This is a genomic window from Sphingomonas spermidinifaciens (genome assembly GCF_002351485.1).
GTDB classification, from domain to species: Bacteria; Pseudomonadota; Alphaproteobacteria; order Sphingomonadales; family Sphingomonadaceae; genus Sphingomonas; species Sphingomonas spermidinifaciens.
The window spans coordinates 148,681-171,740 of the sequence record NZ_NWMW01000001.1 but is presented as its reverse complement, the minus strand read 5'-3'; the positions used below and the strand labels follow the sequence as shown (position 1 = coordinate 171,740).

Sequence of the window (23,060 nt, the reverse complement as noted above, 5' to 3'; positions counted from 1 at the left end):
TTTTTACTCGATACGAGAAAGGGGCTGTCCGAGCGATCGGGCAGCCCCTTTCTCATGCGCGCTAGCCGGGTGCGGTCAGGGCACTGCGACGCAGGCGCTGATGACCGCCGCGAGCGGGATCAGCGACAATATGACTGGAACGACCTTGCTCATCTGAACGCCTTCAAAAAACCCCTCGCCGCAACAATGCGCGAGTTTGTCAAAAGGTTTCCGGCGGATGAATGTGGGCGTCAGCCGCGATCAGGATCGACGCCCGCCGCGCGCAGGTGGCGGTCGAGCCGACCGGCGAACCACAGGAAGAACATGCGATAGTCGCTGACCAGCGACCAAATAGGGTGGATGAAGGTGGCGGGCCGGTTCCGCTCGACCCTGAAATGCGCGGCCCAGGCGAAGCCATAGCCAGCCAGCGGTACGGCCAGCCACCACCAACCGCCTGCCGTCAGGGCGAGCGCGGCGAAGACGAACGTCAGCGCGGTCCCGGCATAATGGAGCCGCCGTGTCGTCGCCCGCGCATGTTCGCGAAGGTAGAAGGGCCAGAACTCGGCATAGGTGGCGATACGTGCCATTACGCCATGATGCCCACTTTCGGGCAAAACACCACCCGGCCCTGGTCCGGGGTCTCGCTGCTTCGTTCAGAAGGGCAGCTTGAAGCCGGGCGGGAGCGGCATGCCCGCGGTCAGCTTCGACATCTCGGTCGAGCTCGCCGCATCGGCCTTGGCCCGTGCGTCATTGAGCGCGGCGGCGATCAGATCCTCGAGCACGCCCTTTTCCTCTGGCTTGAGAAGCGAGTCGTCGATGGCAACGCCGATGATCCGCCCCTTGGCGCTGGCGCGGACCTTGACGAGACCGCCGCCCGACACACCCTCGACCTCGATCGTGTCGAGTGCCGCCTGCGCCTTGGTCAGCTCGTTCTGAACGTTCTGGGCCATCGCCATGATGTCGTCGAGATTCTTCATGTCATGCTCCGTCGGGTCTTGGGGCCGATCAGCTCGGCGCCGGGGAAGGCGGCGAGCGCGGCGGCCACTACGGGGGTTTCGCGGATCGAGGCCTCGAACGCCTCGTCGTCGGCGCGCTCGGCCTCGCGCAGCGACGGCGTGCCGGGCGCGTCGCTGGTCGTGATCTTCCAGCGGGTGCCCGTCGCGATCTTGAGCGCGTCCATCAGCTCGCGCGGAAAGTCCGAGGGAATCGGGCGCGCGGTCGACAGCTCGATCTCCGGCGGCTCGATCCGCACAGGACGCGCATGGTTGCGCCACGCCTCTGCCAGCGCCATGCGGCCAGTCTGCGCGATGGTGTCGCCGATCGCCTCGGCAGTCGCGGGCAATGCAGGGGCAGCGGGCCGCGGCGCGGCGGCGGCGGCAGGCGCGACCTGCACCCCGCCCTCGCGAATCTGGCGCGCCAATTCGCCGGGATCGGGAAGCTGCGAGGCGTGCACGACGCGCAAGAGCGCCATCTCGCACGCCTCGATCGGGAGGGCGGCGCGGACGACTTCCTCATGGCCCTTGAGCAGCAGCTGCCACAGCCGGTGGAGCAGCGGGAACGAGAGGCGCGAAGCCCATTCGGAAAGCGCCTCGCGCTCCTCGACCGGCTGGGCGGGATCCGGCGGCGTACCCACCTTGACGAGGGTCATGCCGTGCACCGCCTCCAGGAGCGTACGCAGCACGGCCTGCGGATCGACGCCGAGATCGTATTGGCGTCGGAGCGACGCCAGCGCCCCCGCCCCGTCGCCGGCAAGCAGATGGCCGAACAGCTCGCGCACCGCACCGCGATCGGACAGGCCGAGCATCTCGCGCACCGCGTCGGCGCGGACACCCCCTCCTTCGAGACCGGCATGGGCGATCGCCTGGTCGAGGATCGACAGGCCATCGCGCGCCGATCCCTCCGCGGCGCGGGCGATCAGCGCCAGCGCCTCTGGCTCGGCCTCGAATCCCTCCGCCTCCACCACATGCGCGAAATGCGCGGCGAGCTTGTCGGCCGGGATACGGCGCAGGTCGAAGCGCTGGCAGCGCGACAGGACGGTGATCGGGACCTTGTTCACCTCGGTCGTGGCGAACAGGAACTTCACGTGCGCGGGCGGTTCCTCGAGCGTCTTCAGAAGCGCGTTGAACGCGTTCTTCGACAGCATGTGGACCTCGTCCACGATGTAGATCTTGTAGCGCGCGGAGACGGCGGCATAGCGCGACGCCTCGATAATCTCGCGCACGTCGTCGACGCCGGTGTGGCTGGCGGCGTCCATTTCGATGACGTCGATATGCCGACCCTCGGCGATCGCGCGACAGGGTTCGCACTGGCCGCAGGGATCGATCGTCGGCCCGCCCTGCCCGTCCGGCCCGACGCAGTTGAGCGCCTTCGCAATCAGCCGCGCGGTCGAGGTCTTGCCCACCCCGCGCACGCCCGTCAGCAGGAAAGCGTGGGCGAGCCGGTCGCGCTTGATCGCGTTGCCCAGCGTCTGGACCATCGCGTCCTGGCCGATCAGCGCGGCAAAGGTCTGCGGCCGGTATTTGCGCGCGAGGACACGATACGCCTCGCCCTTGGCAGGCGGCGGCGCGGGCGGTTCGCCCAGATCGAAACCCATTTCGTCCATCGCGATCAATCTAGGGACTGGGGGCGGCGGGCGATAGCCCCGTCAGCGCTGGAGCGCCTTCTGGATGTCGGCCTCGATCGCCTCGGGCTTGGTTGTCGGCGCATAGCGTTCGATCACCCGGCCGTCGCGGCCGACGAAGAACTTGGTAAAGTTCCACTTGATTGCCTCGCTGCCGAGCAGGCCGGGCGCCTCCTGCTTCAGGTGGCGCCACAGCGGCGCGGCGTCGGCCCCGTTGACGTCGATCTTGCCCAGCACCGGGAAGGTCACGTCGTACGTCGTCGAACAGAAATTGGCGATTTCCGCCGCGTCGCCTGGCTCCTGCGCGCCGAATTGGTTGCAGGGGAAGCCGAGCACGGTCAGCCCGCTGCCCTGATGCGCGCGATAGAGCGCCTCAAGCCCGGCATATTGAGGCGTGAACCCGCATTTCGACGCGACGTTGACGATAAGGAGAACGCGGCCCCTATATGCGGACAGGTCGGTCGTGCTGCCGTCTGCTGCGGTGACGGGGATCGAATAAAGGTCGGTCATTCGAGCACTCCCTCGTGCAGACGCACCACGCGGTCCATTCGCGCGGCGAGCCGTTCGTTGTGCGTCGCCACCAGCGCCGCCGATCCCTCGCCGCGGACGAGGCGAAGAAACTCGGACAGCACCACATCCGCGGTCGCTTCGTCGAGATTGCCGGTGGGTTCGTCGGCGAGGACAAGCGCTGGCCGGTTGGCGATCGCGCGGGCGACCGCCACCCGCTGCTGCTCGCCGCCCGACAGCTGGCTTGGCCGATGCGTGAGCCGGTGGCCAAGGCCGAGCGCCGACAGCAGCCGTTCGGCGCGGTCGGCGGCTTCTTGCTCGCCCGCGCCGTGGATCAACTGCGGAAGGACGACATTCTCCGCCGCGGTGAAGTCGGGCAGCAGGTGGTGGAACTGATAGATGAAGCCGAGCCGGTCGCGCCGGACCTGCGTCCGCTCGCCGCTGCCGATCTGGGCGACTTCCTGGCCGGCGATGCGGATCGACCCCTCGAACCCGCCCTCGAGCAGCCCGACCGCCTGGAGGAGCGTCGATTTGCCCGAGCCCGAGGGGCCGAGCAGCGCGACGATCTCGCCGGGCCCGACGGTCAGATCGACGCCGCGCAATACCTCGATCGTGGCACCCCCCTGCGTGAAGCTGCGCGTCAGCCCGCGCGTCGCGAGGATCGGCTCACTCATAGCGGAGCACCTGTACCGGATCGGTGCTCGCCGCCTTGAACGCGGGGTAAAGCGTCGCGAGGAAGCTGAACACGAACGCCATCAGCGCGATGCCAGCGATTTCGACGGGATCGGTCTTCGACGGCAGCTCGGTGAGGTAGCGCATCGACGGATCCCAGATTTGCTGCCCGGTGATCGCGCCGAGGAAGCTCAGCACCCCCTGCCTGAAATAGAGCAGGATAAAGCCCATCACGAGCCCGGCGATGATGCCGAGCGAACCGATCGTCGTACCGACCGTCACGAAGATGCGGATCAGCCCCTGCCGCGTCGCACCCATCGTGCGCAGGATCGCAATGTCGCGCGTCTTGGCGCGCACCAGCATGATGAGCGACGACAGGATGTTGAACACCGCGACAAGGATCAGGATGGACAGCACGGTGAAGGTGACGAGGCGATCGACCTGAAGCGCCTCGAAGATCTCCGAATTGAGCCGGCGCCAGTCGTTGAGCTGGCCCCTGGCCCCCACCTTCACCGCCAGCGGCTGTAGGATCTGCTCGACCTTGTCAGGATCCACCGTGTCGATCTCGATCATGCCGACCGAATCGCCCATCAGGAGCAGCGTCTGCGCATCCTCCATCGGCATGACGACGAACGCCTTGTCGTAATCGTAGACGCCGACCTCGAAGATCGCCGCCACCCGGTAGGAGACGATGCGCGGCACCGTCCCCATCGGTGTCGACACGCCCTGGAAGCTGATGAGCGAGATTTCGCTGCCGACCGTCGCGCCGAGCTGCTGCGCCAGGCGCGAGCCGATCGCGATGTTGCCGCTGCCGGGCGTCAGCTGCGCGAGATTGCCGAAGACCACATTGTCGCGGATCGTCGGGTTGCCGCGGATATCCTCGACGCGCATCCCGCGCAGGATCACTGCCTCGGTCCGGCCGTTATAGTCGGTCATCAGCGGCTGCTCGATCAGCGGGGTCGCGCTGGTCACGCCGGGCGTCGCCTTGGCGTCGTCGAGCACCTGACGCCAGTCGCGCAGCTGCCCGGCATAACCCTGCACCACCGCATGGCCGTTCAGACCGACGATCTTGTCGAACAGTTCGGCGCGGAAGCCGTTCATGACGCTCATGACGATGACCAGCGCCGCGACGCCGAGCATGACGGCGACCAGGCTGATGCCCGCGACGAGGAAGATGAACGCCTCGCCCCGTCCGGGCAGCAGATATCGCCGCGCGATCATGCGCTCATAGCGCGACAGGATCATGGATTGGCCTTGGTAAAGGGGATCATTCGTGCCCGCCTTAGCAGCGTTATGGAGGGGTGCAATCGGGGCTGTTGCCGAATGAACACAGGGTGAAGCGATTCGGAATCAGGTTGCTGGTTTGTGAATGACACGTGGATGACGACACCGTAATCAATCCCCACGAAGCTCAGGCAAACAGGCCGTGGTTCGGGGAGGTTCCAGTCCCGCCTTGTCCTAAGGTCAAGTGCGAGTGGACGGAGCCAACATTAGGGGGCTGACGAGCGATCGTCACGCAGGCGCCCGGGCTGCAGGATGCGGCCCGGGCGTTTCCTTTTGCACCCGTTGCGAATAGCCGCATTCCAGCCTTGTTTATACTGAGCTTTCAGAACAATCGCCTGAGAGAGCGGGTCTCCTCCCCGCGATGGGAGGTTCGGACGCGCAGCGTGCCCGCGGTGCTCTCCCACGATCGCACCGCCCGCGCCCCTGTCCCTTCACTGCCTGTGGCGGCACCCGATCCCCGGGTTAGTTACTGCCCCCGCGCCTGCTCGACGATCAGCGCCACGTCGAGCATCTCCTCGCCCGGCCCCAGTCGCGAGCCGGCGACCGGCGTGACGGATGCGGTGTCGAGGCCGATGGCGACGCGGACATATCGCTCGTCGATCCGACCGCCCGCCGAGGGATCGACCGCAATCCAGCCCTCGGCGCCGGCAAACGCCTCGACCCAACCATGCGGGGCACAAGCGCGACCCTCGCGCTGGCGATAACCGCTCACGTAACGCGCAGGGATCTCGGCAGCGCGAAGGCCGGCGACGAGCATCTGCGCCAGTTCGCGCCCCGTTGCCGCTTCGGCGGCGAAGGTGGCGGCGGCGTCTCGCAATTCCTCGACATGGGATGCCAGCTTGAAGCGCCCATGGATCGCGCGCGTCACCGCATCGATCGCGGCGGCGTCTGCACCGCCCGCCAATGCCTCGACCATGAAGCCCGACAGCGCCGCGCCCGCTACCGTCCGCTCAGTTTCGCGCAGGTAGAAGACGGGTGGCAGCGGCTCGTGCGTGCCGCGCACCACACCGCCATGATCGCCGGTGAGCACCTCGCCGCGTACGCTGATTTCGATCCCGTCGATCGGCCCGTCGGCATAGAGCATCGCCTGCCGGTTGCCGAGCCCGTCGCGGCTCTCGCGCAGCCGCGCGTCGCAATCGACGTCGATCGACCAGCCGATCACGGTCTGGTCGTCGGTATCGTCGGGCGTCATGCGCAGGCACTGGATCAATCGCGTCTGCGGCTCGCTGAAGCGGTAGCGGGTGCGGTGCTCTACGATCAGACGCATCAGATGAACCTGAACTGCTGGGCGATCGCGCGGTCGAGCGCGAGGTTCTCGGCGATGAACGCGGAAAGCCATTCGTGAAGGCCACCGACAATCACCTCGGGCGTGCGCGTCTTGTGCATTCGCGCGAGGCGCGCGCGCGCCATCCGGTCGGCACCGCCCTGAAGCCCGGTGCGCTTGCCGAGCAGGCCGAGCATCTCGACCGTCTCCTCAACGCACGCCGCCAGCGACCGCGGCAATTCGGGTCGTGTGAGAAGGAGGTCGATGACCAACCGCGGCTCAAGTCCCTCCGAATAGAGCCAGCGATAGGCGGTGACGGCGGACACGGTCTGGAGGATCGTCGTCCACTGGTCGCGATCGACGATGCCGCCGACGGGCGCCCCTTCAGGCAGGAGGAGATGATATTTGACATCGATCAGCCGCGCGGTGTTGTCGGCGCGCTCGACCGCAGAGCCGAGGCGGATGAACCACACCGCTTCGTTGCGCATCATGCGCAGGATCGCACCCTCGAACCCGCGCGTCTCGGCCTTTACGGCTTCGACGAGATTGAGCGTCGCCATCGCGTTGCCGGGGCGCATCCGCGAGTTGAAAAGCAGCCAGGCGCGGTTGATCGCGGTCCACGCCTCGCGCGTCAGCGCCGTGCGGACCGCGCGCGCATTGTTGCGCGCCATGTCTAGGCACTGCACGATCGAGCCCGGATGCCCGGTGTCGATGGTGAGGAAGCGGGCGACATTGGTCTGGTCGGCACGCGCCCCTGACGCGGCAAAGGCTTCGTCGGTGTAGGTGACGCGCAGCGCGCTCTCCCAAGCCGCTTCGCCTGCGGGAGTCGCCGACAGGGCGTCGAGACGGACGGTCGCCTCGACCAACCGGGCGATGAAGTCCGCGCGCTCGACATAACGGCCAAGCCAATAGAGCGACGCCGCGGTGCGCGAAAGCATCAGCATGACGGAGCGCTCTTACCGGAGAAGAGGTCGACTGCCCCCCTCACGACCCCAGCTCCTGCTGCTGGAACATGCCGCCCATCTTCTGCATCTGCCGCGCTTCGGGGAGCAGGACGAAGCTGTCCTTGGTGCCCCCGCCCTGGCTCGAATTGACGACCAACGACCCTTCCTTGAGCGCCACGCGGGTCAGGCCGCCGGGCACCACCTGCACCCCGTCGCGCCCGGTCAGCACGAAGGGGCGGAAATCGACGTGGCGAGGCGCGAGACCCTTTTCGGTGAGCGTCGGGACGGTCGAGAGCGCCAGTGTCGGCTGGGCGATATAGCGGTGCGGTTCGGCGATGAGCGCGGCGCGGAAGCGTTCGATCTCCTCGCTGCTCGCGGTCGGCCCGACCAGCATGCCATAGCCGCCCGACCCGTCGACCAGCTTGACCACCAGTTCGGGCAGTCGGTCGAGCACGTATTTCAGCGCCTGCGGTTCGCGGCAGCGATACGTCTCGACATTGGGGAGCTTGGCCTCGCCGCCCGAGTAATAACGCACGATCTCGGGCATGTAGCTGTAGATCGCCTTGTCGTCGGCGATGCCGTTCCCCGGGGCGTTGATGAGCGTGACGTTGCCCGCGCGATAGGCCGACATAATGCCCGGGACGCCGAGCAGCGAATCGGGTCGGAAGACGACGGGATCGAGGAAGTCGTCGTCGATCCGCCGATAAATGACGTCGACCTTCACCCGGCCCGCGATCGTCTGCATCCAGACGATGTCGTCATCGACGACGAGATCGGCGGGCTCGACCAGTTCGATGCCCATCGAATCGGCGAGGAAGCTGTGCTCGTAATAGGCGCTGTTGAAGTGCCCCGGCGTCAGCACGACGCAGACCGGCCGGCTCCCCGCCCCCGGCGGTGCCACCGAACGCATCGTTTCATGCAGCCGGTCGGGATAGCTGTCGACTGCCGCCACGCGGAAGTTGCGGAACAGCTCGGGACAGAGGCGGATCATCGCCTCCCGGTTCTCGAGCATGTAGCTGACGCCCGAGGGGGTTCGGGCATTGTCCTCGAGCACGAAGAAGTCGTCGGGGCCGGTGCGGACGAGGTCGATGCCGCAGATATGCGCCCAGATGCCGTGCGGCGGACGAATGCCGGCAACTTCGTGACGGAACTGCGGGTTTCGAAAGACGATATCGGGGGGCAGCACGCCGTCGGCGAGGATGCGGCGATCGCCATAGATGTCGTCGAGGAAGGCGTTGATCGCCTCGACCCGCTGGATCAACCCTTCGGAAAGGCGCGCCCACTCGTCGGCGAGGAACACGCGCGGTACGATATCGAAAGGGATGATCCGCTCGGCGGCATCGCGGTCGCCATAGACGGCGAAGGTGATACCTAATTGGCGAAAGGTGTTCTCCGCGGCTTCGAGCCGGCGAGCCAGTTCTTCGCGCGGGGTTTCGGCGATCCAGTCGGCGAGCATCGCCAGCGGCTCGCGCGGATTGTCGGGCCCGCCCTGGCCCCAGATTTCATCGAACGCGCGTAGATCCCCCATCCGCCCCTTCAATGTTTCAGCTTCATGTCGGTTGCATGCTGACGCGCATTGTTGCGCTGCACAAGCCCAACTTGTTCATCGCGCCTCCACTTACCCTTTTGGGGTTGATCCAGCTTACCCAGATCGCGTAAGCGACAAGGATGACGACGTTGGCAGGCATCAAGATCAAACGGTTTCGCGAGCAGCGCGGCATCAGCCGGGCGGCGTTTGGCACCTGGTATGGTGCCCCGGGCAGCACCGTTCAGGGCTGGGAGGAGGACGGCAAACGTGCCGCCGCCCCCATCGTCAATCAGATCGCTGCCAACGGCATCGCGCACCACGCCGACTGGTTCGTCACCGCGCGCAACATGGAGAATGTGATGGGTAGCTGGTCCCCCGCAAGCTGGCAGACGGCCGAAGCGCGGCAGATGCCCGACTATCCCGACAAAGCCGCGCTCGACGCCACGCTGACCGAGCTCGGCCGTTTCCCCCCGCTCGTCTTCGCGGGCGAGGCACGGCAGCTGACCGCCGAACTTGGCCGCGTGGCGGAGGGGCATGGCTTCCTCCTTCAGGGCGGCGACTGTGCCGAAAGCTTTGCCGAGTTTCATCCGAACAACATCCGCGACACCTTCCGCGTGATCCTCCAGATGGCGGTCGTGCTGACCTTCGCCTCCAAGCTGCCGACCGTGAAGGTCGGACGCATGGCCGGCCAGTTCGCCAAGCCGCGCTCGGCCCCGACCGAGGTGATCGATGGCGTCGAGCTGCCGAGCTATCGCGGCGACAATGTCAACGACATCGCCTTCACGCCCGAGGGGCGCGTGCCCGATCCGTCCCGCCTGCTGCGCGCATATTCGCAGTCGGCCGCGACGCTAAACCTTCTGCGCGCCTTCGCGCAGGGCGGTTATGCGAACCTGCATCAGGTGCATAAGTGGACGCTCGACTTCATGGGTCGCAGCCCCTGGGCCGACCGTTATGCAGACGTGGCCGATCGGATCGGCGAGGCGCTCGACTTCATGGAAGCATGCGGGATCAACCCGGAGACGGTGCCGCAGCTCGCCCGGACCGACTTCTACACCAGTCACGAGGCGCTACTGCTCCCGTACGAGCAGGCGCTGACGCGGCAGGATTCGCTAACGGGCCAGTGGTACGACACCAGCGCGCATTTCCTGTGGATCGGCGATCGCACGCGGTTCGAGGGGTCGGCGCATGTGGAGTATCTGCGCGGCATCGGCAATCCGATCGGCATGAAGTGCGGACCGAGCCTTGAGCCCGATGCGCTCCTCCGCCTGCTCGACACGCTCAACCCGCACCGGGTGGCGGGGCGGGTGACGCTCATCACCCGCTATGGACATGACAAGATCGAGGCGCACCTTCCCGCCCTCGTCCGCGCGGTGAAGCGCGAGGGGCATCCGGTCGTGTGGAGCTGCGATCCGATGCACGGCAATACGGTGAAGGCGGCGACCGGCTACAAGACGCGGCCATTCGAGCGCATCCTCGCCGAAGTGCGCGGCTTCTTCGCCGTCCACCGGGCCGAGGGGACGCATGCCGGCGGCATCCACGCTGAGATGACGGGACAGGACGTGACCGAATGCACTGGCGGCGCGATCGCGGTGAGCGAGCAGGCGCTGGCCGATCGCTATCACACGCATTGCGATCCGCGGCTTAATGCCGGGCAGAGCATCGAGCTGGCCTTCTTGCTGGCGGAAATGCTCAACGAGGAGCTGGCCGAGCGGAAGAAGGCGGCGGCCTGACCCACCCTCATCCCGGATCAAGTCCGGGGTGGCTGGATGAGCATGCCGCGCGCCTTTGCCCGGCGGGTCGGGGCGTGGAAGTCTGGGGGCTTGTCGGCCACCCAGCGCAAGAAGCTCGCGAGGGCCGGATGTGCGGCGAGCGCGGCCATGTCGCCCAGCGCCGCCAGTTCGGCATTGGTCAGCGAAGCGTGGATCGCGCGGTGGCAGATGGGGTGCACTGGCACGGTCGTGGTGCCGCCCTCGGCCTTGGGCACCGGATGATGCCACTCGACCCTGGCGCCTAGCCGACGCCCGCAAAGCGCGCAGATCAGAGGCGCGACGACCCCGCCCGCGCGGCGCTCGCTCGCCTGCGCCGCGAGCTTGCGGCGAACGCGGCCCATCAGGCGACGCGTGCATCAGCGCTTCATCGCCTCCAGCAGCTTCTTGACGTCCTGGCTGCGGCCCCGCGGCAGGATCAGCACGTCGTCGCCGCTTGCCACGACGATCAGGTCCTCGACCCCGACGAGCGCCACCCGCTTGCCATCGGCGCGGACGAGGCATCCGCGCGTGTCGATCGCCACCACGTCGCCGCGGCAGACATTGCCGCCGTCGTCGCGGTCGCTGATCGCGTGCAGCGCGTCCCAGCTGCCGACGTCGCTCCAGCCCATCGCCACGGGGACCACTGCCACCCGATCCGCCTTCTCCATCACCGCATAATCGATGGAGTCCGACGGCGAGGCGGCAAAGGCGTCACGGTCGGGCCACACCCGTGCCCCGTCGCGCGCGGCATCGAGCATCGAACGGCGGACCGCGTCCAGCATCTCGGGCGCGTGTTCGCCGAGCGCCTCAAGGAAGCGATCGGCACGGAACAGGAAGATGCCGCCGTTCCACGCATGGTCACCGGCGGCGACCATCGCCTCGGCCACGTCGCGCGGCGGTTTTTCGACAAAGCGCGCGACGCGGTGGACGCCGTCGGCCAGCGCCTCGCCGACCTGGATGTAGCCATAACCTGTCTCCGGCGCGTCAGGGGCAATGCCGAAGGTGACGAGCCAGCCCTGCTCGACCAGCGGCAGCGCGCGCTGGATGGCGGCGTGGAAAGCGGCCACGTCGTTGATGACATGATCCGACGGCATGACGAGCAGCGGCGCGCCGGGCATCTCGACCGCCAGCGCGGCGAGCGCGATCGCGGGCGCGGTGTTGCGGCCCATCGGCTCGAGGATGATCGCCGCCGCGGTCGTCCCCGTCTCGGCCAGCTGTCCCTCGATCTGATCCGCGTGCATGGCGTTGGCGACGACGATCGGGGCGGCGAAGCGCTCCCCCGTTTCGGTCCGGCGGGCGGTGAGCTGGAGCATCGTCTCATCGGCGGTTAGCGCCAGGAACTGCTTGGGCAGTTCGGGTCGCGACATTGGCCAAAGGCGGGTTCCCGATCCACCCGACAGGATCACCGGCACGATCAGCTTCGTTTCGGACATCGGCGCGCTTCCCCATCGCCGCCGGGGGGCGGTCGATCGGGCCTCCTTAGCGCGCTCGCGCCGCGAAGGAACCACCTTCGTCGCAGCCGGTGTTCAGCTTTTCTTTGGCAATTGGTGCGACACGGGCGCTCATGTCGGCAAATCTTACACCCCGCCGGCGGGGGGCTTTGCGATGATCCGGTTGTTCAAGCACTATGTGCCGAATGCGGTACTGCTGCTGGGGCTGCTCGACTTCTTCTGCCTGATCGCCGCCGCCGAGTTTGGGTGGCAGTGGCGCATCCATCAGCTCGGGTTCACACTGGAGCCGGTGGCAGACCGCATCCCCCAGCTGCTGAGCTTCGCGGCCAGCCTGATGCTGGCGATGGTGGCAGTGGGCGCCTACAGCCCGCGTGCGCTGACCTCGATGCGCTTCGCCACGGCGCGGCTGATCGTCGCGGTGTCGCTCGGCACGATCTTCCTGTCGGTCATCTTCTTCCTCGTTCCGTCGATCACGTTCTGGCGCTCGAACCTCCTCTACGCGATGCTCGCCGCGCTGGTCCTGATGTTCGTGCTGCGCCTGCTGATCGGCAAGACGCTAGGCGGACAAGTGTTCAAGCGGCGTGTGGTGGTGCTGGGCGCGGGCGCGCGCGCCGAGCGGATCAAGGTGCTCGCCCGTGCGCCCGGCGCAGGCTTCGTCGTCGTGGGCTATGTGGCGATGAGCGAGAGCACCCGCGTCATCCCTGAGGCGATCGCCCGCGACGCGATCTACAATCTCGCCGATCACGTCGTCCTGTTGAACGCCAGCGAGGTCGTGCTGGCCCTCGAGGAGCGACGCAACGCCCTCCCCTTGAAGGACCTCGTGCGGATCAAGACCACTGGCGTCCATGTCAACGAGATCTCGACCTTCCTCGAGCGCGAGACGGGCCGCGTCGATCTCGACAGCGTCAACCCCAGCTGGCTGATCTTCTCCGATGGCTTTTCGTCGGGGCGAATGTTCTCGAGCGCCTTCAAGCGCCTGTTCGATATCAGTGCCTCGCTGCTTCTGCTGGTCCTCACACTCCCGCTGATCGTCGTCGCCGCGATCATCGTGAAGCTCGACAGCAACGGACCGGCCTTCTACCGGCAGCGCCGCGTTGGGCTCTACAATCAGGGCTTCGACATTGTGAAGCTGCGCTCGATGCGCGTCGATGCCGAGGTGCCGGGCAATGCCGTGTGGGCCGAGAAGGACGATCCGCGCATTACCCGCATCGGCCGCATCCTGCGCAAGCTCAGGATCGACGAGCTCCCGCAATGCTGGAGCGTGCTGAAGGGCGAGATGAGCTTCGTGGGCCCGCGCCCCGAACGGCCGCAGTTCGTCGAGGATCTCGAGCAGAAACTTCCCTATTATGCCGAGCGGCACATGGTGAAGCCGGGGATCACCGGCTGGGCGCAGATCAACTATCCCTATGGCGCCTCGATCGAGGATTCGCGTCAGAAGCTCGAATACGACCTCTATTACGCCAAGAACTACTCGCCCTTTCTCGACGTGCTGATTCTGCTCCAGACGCTGCGCGTGGTGCTCTGGCCCGAAGGGGCGCGCTGAGGCTGCGATGACGGGCGGCGCTCTCGACCTTCTGACACTGTGGAGCCATTCGCTCGCGGCCTTGCTGTTCAGCCTGCTGGCGGTGCTCGCCTGGCGGGGGGCGCGGCGGCGGCGGGCCCTGGCTGCCGCGTTCGCGATGACTGCGCTGTGGGCGCTCGCGGTCGCCGGCCTGGGCGGCGGCGACGGCGTGACCCGGCTCGCCGAGATGTTGCGCAACCTTGCCTGGCTGGGTTTCCTCTGGCGAACGGAGAGCGCACGAGCCGGGGCCGAGACTCGCTGGGCCGGCGTCGCTTTCCCGCTGGTGCTCGCGGCGATCTTCATGGCCGGCGGCGTGGTCGGCGCGGCCGGCGCGGCTGTCGGCGATGCCCAGGCCTCAACCGCGCTGGCCGCCGCAAGCGTCGTGCTGCGGTTGCTCGCCTGCGTCGCGGCGCTGGTCCTCGTCCAGCATGTCCATGCGCGCGCCTTGGGCGCCAGCGTTCGCGCCGCGGCGCTCGGCATCGCGGCGATGTGGCTGATCGACGTCAACGCGCTCACGCTCGCCTGGGCGACGCAGAGCTGGCCTGCCGCGATCCAGGCGATGCGCGGGGCGGTGATGGTCGTCGTTGCCGCGGTGTTCGCCGCCGACCTCCAGCGCCAGGGCGACCGGCCCGTGCAATTGTCGCGCGCAGTCGCGGTGCAGAGCCTGTCGCTGCTCGCGGTGCTGAGCTATTTCGCGATCTTCGCAGGCGTGACCGAGGGGCTGGCGATCCTCGGCGGGCCGCACGCCCGGCTGCTGCAGACTGCCTTTGTCTTCGGCTCGACTGCGGCGCTGCTGGCGCTGCTGGCCTCACCGCAGGCGCGTGCGTGGCTGCGGGTCAAGGCGACCAAGCACCTGTTCCGCCATCGCTACGACTATCGCGCCGAGTGGATGCGCTTTACCGACACCTTGGGCGACGCAGGTGCGGGCGAGGCGCTGGGCGAGCGCGTGACGCGCGCCGTCGCCGAGCTGCTGGAGGCGCCGGGCGGGCTGCTGCTCACGTCCACCGGTGGCACGCTGGCACCGATGGCGGCGTGGCACTGGGATCTGCCGCCCGTCGCCGGCGACGACGACCTCGCGCACCATCTGGCGGCGACAGGCCGCATCATCGAACTCGACGCCGTGCGTGCCGGGCGCGCGCCCGACGACGCCGGGGCAGCGGGCGCGATCGTCGATTGCGCCGAGGCATGGGCCGTAGTGCCGCTGCCGCATCCGGGCGGGCTGGTCGGGGCAGTCGTGCTCGCGCGCCCGGCCCTCCCACGCCCGCTCGACTGGGAGGATTTCGACCTCCTCAAGGTAGCGGGCCGGCAGGCGGCAAGCTGGCTCGCCGAGCAGCAGGCGCAGGCCCGCCTCGCCGAGGCCGAGCGGTTCGACGAGTTCAATCGACGCTTCGCCTTCATCCTTCACGACATCAAGAACCTGGTGAGCCAATTGAGCCTCGTCGCGCGCAACGCCGAACGCCATGCCGACAATCCCGCGTTTCGCGCCGACATGGTGGCGACGCTCAACGAATCGGCGACGCGCATGACCGAGCTGGTCGCCCGCCTGTCGCAGGGGCGAACGCCCCGCACCGAGGCACCGCGCGGCGTGCCGCTCCTGCACATGGCCGAAGCGCTGGCGACCGAACGGCGCCTCGCGCATCCGGTCGTCGCGACCGGCGATCCCGCCGCAGTGGCGCTCGCCGATCCGGCCGGCGTCACGCAAATCCTCCGCCACCTGATCCAGAACGCGATCGAGGCGAGCCCGCCCGGCGAGCCCGTCGGCGTCGCCGTCCGATGCGAAGGCGCGCGTGTCGTCGTCGAGGTGATCGACCGTGGCTGCGGAATGTCGCCGGCCTTCGTACGCGAGCGCCTTTTCAAGCCGTTCGTCTCTACCAAGCCGGCGGGCTTTGGGATCGGCACCTATGAGGCGCGCGCGATCGCCTCTGCGATGGGCGGCGCCATCGAGGTGTCGAGTGTCGAGGGCGAGGGTAGCCGCTTCCGCCTGATCCTCCCGTCCGCCAGCGCGCCAGCGATGGAGGCGGCGGCATGAGCGAGACGCGACCTAAATTGCTCGTCGTCGAGGACGATCCCGGCCTCCAGCGCCAGCTGCGCTGGGCTTACGACGGATACGAGGTGCTCATCGCCGCCGATCGCGCCGCCGCGCTGACCCTGCTACGCGCCGAAGAACCGGCGGTCGCGACGCTCGACCTCGGCCTGCCGCCCGATCCCGACGGGGTAAGCGAGGGGTTCGCCGTGCTCGGCGAAATGCTGGCGCTCAAGCCCGACCTCAAGGTCATCGTCGCTTCCGGCCATGGCGAGCGCGAAAGTGCGCGCCGCGCGATCGCCGAAGGGGCGTGGGATTTCTATTCGAAGCCGATCGACATCGATGCGCTTGGCCTGATCGTCGCGCGCGCCTTTCACGTCCAGGCGCTCGAGGCCGAGAATCGCCGCCTCGCCGCGCGCGAGGGCGGCGGCGCCAGCGGCCTCGTCACCGCTGCGCCCGAAATGCAGAAGGTCACGCGGATGATCGAGCGCGTGGCCGGCGCCGACGTGTCGGTGATGCTGCTGGGCGCGAGCGGCACCGGCAAGGAAGTGCTGGCCCGCAGCCTGCACGAAGCGAGCTTGCGTGCGAAGGGTTCCTTCGTCGCGATCAACTGCGCCGCGATCCCCGAGACGCTGCTCGAAAGCGAGCTGTTCGGGCACGAGAAGGGCGCCTTCACCGGCGCGGTCAAAACCACCGAAGGCAAGATCGAGCAGGCCGCAGGCGGCACGCTGTTCCTCGACGAGATCGGCGACGTCCCCCTCCCCCTCCAGGTCAAGCTGCTGCGCTTCCTTCAGGAGCGCGTCATCGAGCGGATCGGCGGGCGACGGCCGATCGCGGTCGACACGCGCATCGTCTGCGCGACGCATCAGGACATCGACGCAATGGTCGCCGATGGCCGCTTCCGCGAAGATCTTTACTACCGCCTCGCCGAGATCGTCGTGCGCATCCCCGCGCTCGCCGAGCGGTCGGGGGACGCGGTGCTGCTCGCCCGTCATTTCCTCAAGCGCCATGCCGCGGCGATGAAGCTGCCGGTCAAGGGCTTCACCCCCGACGCGATCGCCGCGATCGAGGGCTGGAATTGGCCGGGCAATGTCCGCGAGCTCGAGAACCGGGTGAAGCGTGCGGTCATCATGGCCGATGGCAGCCACGTCACCGCCGACGACCTCGACCTGACGGGCGACGCGGCTCCCGCGCTCCCCATCAACCTGCGCGCCGTGCGCGAGGCGGCGGACCGCGCCGCGATCCGCCAGGCCCTCGCCCATGCCGGGGGCAATATCTCCGGCACCGCCCGACTGCTCGGGATCAGCCGCCCTACCCTCTACGACCTGATGAAGGCCTATGACCTCCAGCCCTGAAGCCACGCCCCCGCGCCGCCGCAGCCTTCGTCGGCGGTGGCAGCGGCGCATCGTCATCGGCATCATCTCGCTGTTCGGGCTGGGCGTCGTCACCCTCGGCATTCGCGGCCTGCTGCCCGACCGCGCCGATCGACCGGCGGCCGAAAAGGCGCTGGCGCAGGCCGACGCGCTGCTCAAGGCCGGCAATCCGTCCGGCGCGCGCGCCGCCGCGGGGGATGCGGTCGCCGCCGATCCCAACTGGGGCGCGGCGCAGGTGGGGCTGGCCCGGATGCAACTCGCCCTCGACGACGGGCTGGGGGCCGGTGCCTCGCTCGACCGGGCGCAAGCGGCGGGGTTCGACATGCGCCGAACGCGGCATCTTCGCGCGCGGGCACTGATGCTGATGGGTGATACGAAGCGCGCCGGCGAGGAATTGGCCGCCGCCGATCCGGCCGATGCCGCCGAAGCCGAACTGATCCGCGCCGAACTCGCGACCCGTACCGGCCGCTTCGGCGACGCGCTGCCGATCCTCGAGCGCGCGGTCGCTGCGCGCCCCGCCGACGGCACTGCCTGGCTTGCACTCGCCCGAACACGTCGCGCTGCTGCAGACCTCTCGGGCGCGATCGCGGCGAGCGAGCGGGCCGTCGCCGTCGCACCGCGATCGACCGACGCGCTGGCGCTGCGCGGCGAGCTCGTTCGCGACCAATTTGGCCTGACCGCCGCCCTCCCCTGGTTCGAGCGCGCACTGGCGAGCGACCCGCGCAATCACGCGGCGCTGATCCAATATGCCGCAACGCTCGGCGAAGTCGGCCGCACGCGCGAAATGCTCGCCGCGCTTCGCCGCGCGACGCAGGTGCGCAAGGGCAGCCCGCAGGCGCTCTACCTTCAGGCCGTGCTCGCCGCGCGCGCGCAGAAGTTCGATCTGGCGCGCGAGGTGCTCGAGCACACCAACGGCGCGATCGACGACCTGCCGGGCGTGATGCTGCTGCGCGGCGTCCTCGACCTTCAGGCGGGCGAGCAGGAGCAGGCGATTGCCGGCCTGCGCACATTGGTCGCGCGCCAGCCGATGAACATCGCCGCGCGCAAGCTGCTCGCCACCGCCTATCTGCGCTCCGACGCCGCGCGCAACGCGATTGGCGTGCTGGCGCCGGTGGTCGCACGCGACGATGCCGACAGCTATGCCCTCGCCCTCAGCGCCCGCGGGTTCGAGCGGATTGGCGAGCGACAGGCGGCGGCGGCGCTGCTCGACCGCGCGGCGCGAGCGGGGCCCGCGGAGGTTGCGACCTTCAGCCCCGACGACGGCCTGCCGGTGCTGCGTGCCCGTGCCGCTGACGGCGAACCGGCCGCGCGCATCGCGCTGGTCCGGGGTCTAATCGCCGCCGCCGACGGACCGCAGGCGCTTGCCGAGGCCCGTCGCCTTGCGAGCACAAACCCCGGCGTGCCCGCGGCGCAAGTGGTGCTCGGCGACGTATGGATGATGGGCAGGCGGCCCGCCGATGCCGCCGCGGCTTATTCGCGCGCCGCGGCGCTTCGCTTCGACGAGCCCATCGCGATGCGGCTGATCGAGGCGCTCGACCGAGCCGGACAGCGCGGCGAGGCGGCGAACACGCTCGCGCTGTTCCTGTCGCAGAATCCGCAGAACGTCGCCGCGCTGCGCCTGTCAGCGCATTGGCAGCTGGCCGCGGGCGATCATGCCGCCGCCGCGGCGACGCTGGAGGAACTGCGCCTGCGCGTCGGCGATCGCGATGCCGGGCTGCTTGCCGAACTGGCGCTGGCGCATCTGGGGCTGGAGAATGATGCGCGCGCGATGGAGTATGCAGCGGCGGCCTATGCGCTGCAGCCGCAGAACCCGGCGGTCGCGGACGCTTATGGCGCCGCACTGCTCGCCAATGGCGATGCGGGCGCGGCCCGCGACCTGTTACGCAAGGCCGCGTTGCTGGCACCGGGCAATGCCGTGATCGCGGCGCACCTGAAGGAGGCAGAAGCTGCGGGTTGAGGCCGCCCCTTCCTTCCATGGAGGGAGGAAAGCTGGTAGTCTCGGAGCGGAGGAGCAGCCCTGACAAACGCCCCGATCCTGAAGCTTGCCACCTATCTCTGGATCGCCGCGGGGACGTTACTCGGCTTCACCGTTTTCGCCGCCTTTGTCGCCGATCCGGCACTGATCAAACTGGCCCTTCTCCTGAACGGCCTGTTCGCGCTGCTCGGGGCCGGCGCGGGCATCTGGGCCGGGCGCTTCCTCGCCCGTCGCTGACGCTGGACCCCGTGCGACCAATCGGCTAACCGGCCCCGGCGCGCGGCCTCTTTTCGGGTTTCCGGCCGGCACGATCCCTTCCGAGCCCGAGTTGCAGGAGACGAAGATGGCGTGGGTCATCCTCGGGGTCGCGGTCGTGACCGAAATCATCTGGGCCTTGAGCCTCAAATGGGCCGCGACGCAGGCGACATGGTCGGCGTCGGTCGTGCCGATCGTGCTGAGCTTCGTGAACATGGGCCTGCTCGCACTGGCAATGCGCGGGCTGCCGGCAGGGACGGCCTATGCGGTCTGGACGGGTCTTGGCGCGGTGGGCGTAACGCTGCTCGGCATCTGGCTGTTCGGCGAAAAGGTGAGCACGGTCCAGCTCGGCTTCATCGCGCTGATCGTGGTGGGCGTGGTCGGCACCAAGCTGACCGCCGCGGCCTAGCGCGCCGCCACCGCCTCCACCCGCCGCATCACGCGCAGGATGTTGCCGCCGGCCAGCCTGGCGAGGTCGGCGTCGCTCCATCCGCGGCGCATCAGTTCGGCGAACAGCAGCCGCCAGCCGTCGACGCCCTTCATTCCCTCCGGTCCCGTGCCGCTGATCCCGTCGTAATCGCCCCCAAGGCCGACATGATCGCGGCCGGCGATGCGGGCGATGTGCTCGACATGGTCGGCGACGTCGGCGGCGGTGACGGGCGGCTGCGGGTTCGCGGCGACCCAGACGGCGAGCTTCGCCTCGACCTCTGCCTTGGGCGCGCCGAGCATCAGGCCGGCGGGCGAGCCGGTCAGCCGCGCTTCCGCCGCCGCCTTTTCGGCCTGCCACGCGCGCACCTTGGCGGAGACGAACACGGGATAGACGTTGACCATCACGACGCCCCCGTTCGCCTTCAGCAGCGCGAGCACGTCGTCAGGCACGTTGCGGGGGTGCGGATTGACCGCATAGGCGTTCGAATGGCTGAACATCACCGGTGCTTTCGAGGCGGCAATGGCGGCGCGCATCGTGTCGGGCGAGGTGTGGCTGAGATCGACGATCATGCCGATACGATTCATCTCGGCGATCACCTGCCGCCCGAAATCGGTGAGCCCGCGCGTGTCGGGCACGTCGGTGCCGCTGTCGGCCCAGCCGACATTCCTGGTGTGCGTGAGCGTCAGATAGAGGACGCCGAGCGCGCGGTACTGGCGAAGGATCGACAGGTTGCCGTCGATCTGCCCGCCGCCCTCGGCCCCGATCAGGCTGGCGATCTTGCCCGCTCGCCGCGCCGTCTCGACCTCGGCCGCGGTGGTGGCCAGCGTCAGGCGATCGGGGTGCGCGGCGACCATGCGGCGGACGATGTCGATCTGTTCGATCGTGGTCTCGACCGCCGCGGGGCCGGTGGTCGCGGCGGGGATCCACACTGACCAGAATTGCGCGGCATAGCCGCCTCGCTTCAGCCGCGGCAGGTCGGTCTGGAGCGGTTCGGCGGCACGCGAGGTATCGCCGTCCAGTCGAGCGCGCTCGGGCGAGGCGCCGTATTTTTCGCGCAGCTCCCAGGGAAGGTCGTTGTGCCCGTCGATCACCGGCCGCGTGGCGAGGAAGCGGTCGAGGCGTGCTTCCACCGACTGCGCCGCGACCGGCGCCGAAGCTGCGGCGAGCGCGAGACCGATCCAGAACCGTCCGCGCATCGCCGCCCTCCCCTTTGCTTCGTCAGCCGAGTTTCTGCGCGATCATCGCCTTCAGGTCCACCTCGGGCCGCGCGCCATAGTGCGAGATGATCTCGGCGGCGCACAGCGCGCCCATGCGCAGCGAGGTCGAGAGGTCGCGGCCCTGCGCCTGACCGTGGAGGAAGCCCGCCGCAAACAGGTCGCCCGCGCCCGTCGTGTCGACCACGCGCTCGATCGGCTCGGCGGCCACTTCGGCGCGCTCGCCGTTCGAGAGGGCGATCGCGCCATGTTCGCCGCGCGTGACGACGAGGACGGGGACCCGTGCCGAGATCGCCGAAACGGCAGCTTCGAAATCTTCGCCTTCAGCAAGCGCGAGCAGCTCGTTCTCGTTGGCGAACAGGATGTCGATCAGACCATCGGCGATCAGTGCGCGGAAGTCGTCGCCGTGCCGACTGATGCAGAAGACGTCGGACAGGGTGAAGGCGACCTTGCGCCCCGCCCCGCGCGCATAATCAATCGCGGCGCGCATCGCGGCGCGCGGCTCCTCCGGATCCCAGAGATAGCCCTCCAGATAGAGGATCGCGCCCGCCTCGATCATCGTGCGGTCGAGCGCAGCCTCCGGCAGGAACTGCGACGCGCCGAGGAAGGTGTTCATCGTCCGCTGCCCGTCGGGCGTCACGAAGATCAGGCAGCGCGCCGTCGTCGGCTCGCCCTCGCGCGCCGCCGTGTCGAAGCGGACGCCCTGCGCGCGAATGTCGTGCGCAAACACCTGGCCCAGCTGATCGTCGGCGACCTGGCCGATGAAGCCGCACTTGCCGCCCAGCGCGGCGATGCCGGCAACGGTGTTGGCCGCCGACCCACCCGAAATCTCGCGCCCCGGTCCCATCTTGGCATAGAGCGCGTCGGCCGCCTCGGGCGAGAACATGAGCTGCATCGAGCCCTTGTTCATCCCTTCCGCCGTGAGGAAGGCGTCGTCGGCCTGCGAGAGAATGTCGACGATGGCATTGCCGATCGCGACCACGTCATACTGGGTCTGGCTCAATGGATGCTCCTGAGTTTGGGCGCGCCTATCGTCCGCGTCGCCGCGGTGCAAGCGGCGCTGGCGTTCGCAGGCCCCAGCGGGCACAAGCGCCAATGATGCTCCGTGCCCTCGTTCTTTCGGTCCGGCAGCTCGGCGACCCGCCGCTGCTCAGCGTGCTCGCCAAGTCGCTGGCGCTGACGATCGCGATCTTCGTCGCGTTCGGTGGTGTGGGCTGGTGGGCGGCGCGGGCGATCGCACGGAGTTATGGCGCGGGCGGGTGGAGCGAGCTTGTCGGCGTCGCCGCGGTCTTTGTGGCGCTGCTGGCGTCATGGCTGCTGTTCCGCGCGGTGGCGATCGCCGTGGTCGGCATTTTCGCCGATGAGGTGGTCGAGGCGGTCGAGCGGCGCCACTACGCCGCGGCGTTGGCGGGTGCACGCCCGGTGCCGTTCGCACGCGGGGCGGCGATGGGGCTCGGCTCGGCGGCCCGCGCGATCCTCGTCAACCTCGTCTTGTCGCCGCTTTATCTTGCGCTGCTCGTCACCGGCGTGGGCACGGCGGCGGCATTCTTCATCGTCAATGGCTGGCTGCTCGGCCGCGACCTGGGCGACATGGTGGCGGCGCGGCACCATCCGCGCGCGGCGATGCGCGACTGGCGGAGCGGGACGCGCGGCGGGCGCTTCATGCTGGGGCTGGCGGGGACGGCGCTGCTTGTCGTACCGGGCGTCAATCTCGTCTCGCCGGTGCTGGCCGCGGCGATGGCGACGCACTGGTATCATCGAAGGGAGCGCATGTGAGGCATCTGGTTTCGGCGGCGTTTGGCGCTCTCCTGCTCGCCGGATGCGCGGCGGTGCCCGCGCCGATGGCGAGCCCCCCGCCCCCGCCGCCCGCAAAGCCCAGCTTCACCAATGTCGGGCTGGAGCGGGTGATGGGTCAGAACGCGGCAGCGCTCCGCCAGCTGTTCGGCGAGCCCGATGCGGAGGTGACCGAGGGAACGGGCCGCAAGCTCCAGTTTTCGAGCGGCATCTGCGTGCTCGACACCTATCTTTATCCCAAGGAAGGCGGCGGGGTGCCGGTCGTCACCTATCTCGACGCGCGACAGCGCGACGGGCGCTCGATCGACCGCGCGAGTTGCGTCGCGGCACTGACGCGGCGAACCGGGGGGCGGTAGCACCGTTTCCGTTTGGTTCGAGCGAAGTCGAGAACCCCTCCCGAGCGTAGACGAGGCACTATTCTCGGCTTCGCTCGAAAAT

At 68.5% G+C, this 23,060-nt stretch carries 22 protein-coding genes; 8 read left to right on the top strand and 14 right to left on the bottom strand.

Annotated features, from left to right (window positions below; all coding sequences use genetic code 11):
* Positions 1 to 230 precede the first annotated feature (230 nt).
* The 9 genes from COC42_RS00795 to COC42_RS00755 all read right to left on the bottom strand — a co-directional run bounded on the left by COC42_RS00795 (position 231) and on the right by COC42_RS00755 (position 8,798).
* Entirely contained in the window at positions 231 to 566 is a 336-nt protein-coding gene (locus COC42_RS00795; protein WP_096341406.1) for an Mpo1-like protein, read from the bottom strand.
* Between the two features lie 66 nt (positions 567 to 632).
* Complete coding sequence (locus tag COC42_RS00790) at positions 633 to 956, bottom strand: YbaB/EbfC family nucleoid-associated protein (RefSeq protein WP_096341405.1); 324 nt, start codon at positions 954 to 956, stop codon at positions 633 to 635.
* Positions 953 to 2,581 carry a DNA polymerase III subunit gamma/tau gene (locus COC42_RS00785; protein WP_096341404.1) on the bottom strand — a complete coding sequence of 543 codons (1,629 nt, stop codon included), beginning with the start codon at positions 2,579 to 2,581 and terminating at the stop codon, positions 953 to 955. Before COC42_RS00785 ends, COC42_RS00790 begins: the two co-directional genes overlap by 4 nt.
* Positions 2,582 to 2,623: 42 nt before the next feature.
* Complete coding sequence (locus COC42_RS00780; protein ID WP_096341403.1) at positions 2,624 to 3,109, bottom strand: glutathione peroxidase; 486 nt, start codon at positions 3,107 to 3,109, stop codon at positions 2,624 to 2,626.
* Positions 3,106 to 3,780 carry an ABC transporter ATP-binding protein gene (locus tag COC42_RS00775; protein WP_096341402.1) on the bottom strand — a complete coding sequence of 225 codons (675 nt, stop codon included), beginning with the start codon at positions 3,778 to 3,780 and terminating at the stop codon, positions 3,106 to 3,108. Before COC42_RS00775 ends, COC42_RS00780 begins: the two co-directional genes overlap by 4 nt.
* Positions 3,773 to 5,023 (bottom strand): lipoprotein-releasing ABC transporter permease subunit, encoded by a 1,251-nt coding sequence (locus tag COC42_RS00770; protein WP_096341401.1) that lies wholly within the window; start codon positions 5,021 to 5,023, stop codon positions 3,773 to 3,775. The genes COC42_RS00775 and COC42_RS00770 overlap by 8 nt, the downstream gene beginning before the upstream one ends.
* A 505-nt stretch (positions 5,024 to 5,528) precedes the next feature.
* The gene (locus tag COC42_RS00765) at positions 5,529 to 6,329 is read right to left on the bottom strand and encodes a transglutaminase family protein (protein WP_096341400.1); all 801 of its coding nucleotides are present in this window, start codon (positions 6,327 to 6,329) and stop codon (positions 5,529 to 5,531) included.
* Entirely contained in the window at positions 6,329 to 7,264 is a 936-nt protein-coding gene (locus tag COC42_RS00760) for an alpha-E domain-containing protein (RefSeq protein ID WP_176484609.1), read from the bottom strand. The genes COC42_RS00765 and COC42_RS00760 overlap by 1 nt, the downstream gene beginning before the upstream one ends.
* A gap of 46 nt (positions 7,265 to 7,310) precedes the next feature.
* Positions 7,311 to 8,798: a circularly permuted type 2 ATP-grasp protein gene (locus COC42_RS00755; protein ID WP_096341398.1), complete on the bottom strand. Its 1,488-nt coding sequence runs from the start codon at positions 8,796 to 8,798 to the stop codon at positions 7,311 to 7,313.
* A gap of 140 nt (positions 8,799 to 8,938) precedes the next feature.
* On the opposite strand from COC42_RS00755, the gene COC42_RS00750 reads away from it, so the two are divergent.
* Complete coding sequence (locus COC42_RS00750; protein WP_096341397.1) at positions 8,939 to 10,528, top strand: class II 3-deoxy-7-phosphoheptulonate synthase; 1,590 nt, start codon at positions 8,939 to 8,941, stop codon at positions 10,526 to 10,528.
* 17 nt (positions 10,529 to 10,545) lie between these two features.
* On the opposite strand, the gene COC42_RS00745 is transcribed toward COC42_RS00750, so the two are convergent.
* Positions 10,546 to 10,908 (bottom strand): HNH endonuclease, encoded by a 363-nt coding sequence (locus COC42_RS00745; protein WP_425442780.1) that lies wholly within the window; start codon positions 10,906 to 10,908, stop codon positions 10,546 to 10,548.
* Between the two features lie 15 nt (positions 10,909 to 10,923).
* Positions 10,924 to 11,979: a mannose-1-phosphate guanylyltransferase/mannose-6-phosphate isomerase gene (locus COC42_RS00740; protein WP_096341396.1), complete on the bottom strand. Its 1,056-nt coding sequence runs from the start codon at positions 11,977 to 11,979 to the stop codon at positions 10,924 to 10,926.
* 172 nt (positions 11,980 to 12,151) lie between these two features.
* Between COC42_RS00740 and COC42_RS00735 the strand changes: the two genes are divergently transcribed.
* The 4 genes from COC42_RS00735 to COC42_RS00720 are packed head-to-tail and all read left to right on the top strand — an operon-like array spanning position 12,152 to position 18,911.
* The gene (locus tag COC42_RS00735) at positions 12,152 to 13,540 is read left to right on the top strand and encodes a TIGR03013 family XrtA/PEP-CTERM system glycosyltransferase (RefSeq protein ID WP_096341395.1); all 1,389 of its coding nucleotides are present in this window, start codon (positions 12,152 to 12,154) and stop codon (positions 13,538 to 13,540) included.
* A 7-nt stretch (positions 13,541 to 13,547) separates the two neighbouring features.
* On the top strand, positions 13,548 to 15,587 hold the full coding sequence (gene prsK / locus COC42_RS00730) for an XrtA/PEP-CTERM system histidine kinase PrsK (RefSeq protein WP_096341394.1): 2,040 nt from the start codon (positions 13,548 to 13,550) through the stop codon (positions 15,585 to 15,587).
* Positions 15,584 to 16,936: a PEP-CTERM-box response regulator transcription factor gene (gene prsR, locus COC42_RS00725; protein WP_096341393.1), complete on the top strand. Its 1,353-nt coding sequence runs from the start codon at positions 15,584 to 15,586 to the stop codon at positions 16,934 to 16,936. Before prsK ends, prsR begins: the two co-directional genes overlap by 4 nt.
* A complete protein-coding gene (locus tag COC42_RS00720) occupies positions 16,920 to 18,911 on the top strand; it encodes a tetratricopeptide repeat protein (protein WP_096341392.1) in 1,992 nt (663 codons plus the stop codon). Before prsR ends, COC42_RS00720 begins: the two co-directional genes overlap by 17 nt.
* Positions 18,912 to 19,028: 117 nt before the next feature.
* Here COC42_RS00720 and COC42_RS17330 read toward each other — a convergent pair whose 3' ends face one another.
* The gene (locus COC42_RS17330) at positions 19,029 to 19,286 is read right to left on the bottom strand and encodes a hypothetical protein (RefSeq protein ID WP_141395753.1); all 258 of its coding nucleotides are present in this window, start codon (positions 19,284 to 19,286) and stop codon (positions 19,029 to 19,031) included.
* On the opposite strand from COC42_RS17330, the gene COC42_RS00715 reads away from it, so the two are divergent.
* Complete coding sequence (locus tag COC42_RS00715; protein WP_096342992.1) at positions 19,273 to 19,593, top strand: DMT family transporter; 321 nt, start codon at positions 19,273 to 19,275, stop codon at positions 19,591 to 19,593. The two genes, COC42_RS17330 and COC42_RS00715, sit on opposite strands and share 14 nt — an antisense overlap.
* Here the strand turns inward: COC42_RS00715 and COC42_RS00710 are convergent.
* A complete protein-coding gene (locus COC42_RS00710; protein WP_096341391.1) occupies positions 19,590 to 20,810 on the bottom strand; it encodes a dipeptidase in 1,221 nt (406 codons plus the stop codon). The two genes, COC42_RS00715 and COC42_RS00710, sit on opposite strands and share 4 nt — an antisense overlap.
* Before the next feature lie 22 nt (positions 20,811 to 20,832).
* Positions 20,833 to 21,831 (bottom strand): adenosine kinase, encoded by a 999-nt coding sequence (locus tag COC42_RS00705; RefSeq protein ID WP_096341390.1) that lies wholly within the window; start codon positions 21,829 to 21,831, stop codon positions 20,833 to 20,835.
* Positions 21,832 to 21,926: 95 nt separating this feature from the next.
* Here COC42_RS00705 and COC42_RS00700 point away from each other — a divergent pair, with 95 nt between their 5' ends.
* Positions 21,927 to 22,604 (top strand): EI24 domain-containing protein, encoded by a 678-nt coding sequence (locus COC42_RS00700; protein WP_096342991.1) that lies wholly within the window; start codon positions 21,927 to 21,929, stop codon positions 22,602 to 22,604.
* Between the two features lie 65 nt (positions 22,605 to 22,669).
* Positions 22,670 to 22,978: a hypothetical protein gene (locus COC42_RS00695; RefSeq protein ID WP_425442838.1), complete on the top strand. Its 309-nt coding sequence runs from the start codon at positions 22,670 to 22,672 to the stop codon at positions 22,976 to 22,978.
* The last annotated feature ends 82 nt before the right edge of the window (positions 22,979 to 23,060 follow it).

Coding starts and splice junctions, on each gene's coding strand:
- COC42_RS00795 (WP_096341406.1), bottom strand. CDS start 566: ATGGCACGTATCGCCACCTATGCCGAGTTCTGGCCCTTCTACCTTCGC.
- COC42_RS00790 (WP_096341405.1), bottom strand. CDS start 956: ATGAAGAATCTCGACGACATCATGGCGATGGCCCAGAACGTTCAGAAC.
- COC42_RS00785 (WP_096341404.1), bottom strand. CDS start 2,581: ATGGACGAAATGGGTTTCGATCTGGGCGAACCGCCCGCGCCGCCGCCT.
- COC42_RS00780 (WP_096341403.1), bottom strand. CDS start 3,109: ATGACCGACCTTTATTCGATCCCCGTCACCGCAGCAGACGGCAGCACG.
- COC42_RS00775 (WP_096341402.1), bottom strand. CDS start 3,780: ATGAGTGAGCCGATCCTCGCGACGCGCGGGCTGACGCGCAGCTTCACG.
- COC42_RS00770 (WP_096341401.1), bottom strand. CDS start 5,023: ATGATCCTGTCGCGCTATGAGCGCATGATCGCGCGGCGATATCTGCTG.
- COC42_RS00765 (WP_096341400.1), bottom strand. CDS start 6,329: ATGCGTCTGATCGTAGAGCACCGCACCCGCTACCGCTTCAGCGAGCCG.
- COC42_RS00760 (WP_176484609.1), bottom strand. CDS start 7,264: ATGCTTTCGCGCACCGCGGCGTCGCTCTATTGGCTTGGCCGTTATGTC.
- COC42_RS00755 (WP_096341398.1), bottom strand. CDS start 8,798: ATGGGGGATCTACGCGCGTTCGATGAAATCTGGGGCCAGGGCGGGCCC.
- COC42_RS00750 (WP_096341397.1), top strand. CDS start 8,939: ATGACGACGTTGGCAGGCATCAAGATCAAACGGTTTCGCGAGCAGCGC.
- COC42_RS00745 (WP_425442780.1), bottom strand. CDS start 10,908: ATGGGCCGCGTTCGCCGCAAGCTCGCGGCGCAGGCGAGCGAGCGCCGC.
- COC42_RS00740 (WP_096341396.1), bottom strand. CDS start 11,979: ATGTCCGAAACGAAGCTGATCGTGCCGGTGATCCTGTCGGGTGGATCG.
- COC42_RS00735 (WP_096341395.1), top strand. CDS start 12,152: ATGATCCGGTTGTTCAAGCACTATGTGCCGAATGCGGTACTGCTGCTG.
- prsK (WP_096341394.1), top strand. CDS start 13,548: ATGACGGGCGGCGCTCTCGACCTTCTGACACTGTGGAGCCATTCGCTC.
- prsR (WP_096341393.1), top strand. CDS start 15,584: ATGAGCGAGACGCGACCTAAATTGCTCGTCGTCGAGGACGATCCCGGC.
- COC42_RS00720 (WP_096341392.1), top strand. CDS start 16,920: ATGACCTCCAGCCCTGAAGCCACGCCCCCGCGCCGCCGCAGCCTTCGT.
- COC42_RS00715 (WP_096342992.1), top strand. CDS start 19,273: ATGGCGTGGGTCATCCTCGGGGTCGCGGTCGTGACCGAAATCATCTGG.
- COC42_RS17330 (WP_141395753.1), bottom strand. CDS start 19,286: ATGACCCACGCCATCTTCGTCTCCTGCAACTCGGGCTCGGAAGGGATC.
- COC42_RS00710 (WP_096341391.1), bottom strand. CDS start 20,810: ATGCGCGGACGGTTCTGGATCGGTCTCGCGCTCGCCGCAGCTTCGGCG.
- COC42_RS00700 (WP_096342991.1), top strand. CDS start 21,927: ATGCTCCGTGCCCTCGTTCTTTCGGTCCGGCAGCTCGGCGACCCGCCG.
- COC42_RS00695 (WP_425442838.1), top strand. CDS start 22,670: ATGGCGAGCCCCCCGCCCCCGCCGCCCGCAAAGCCCAGCTTCACCAAT.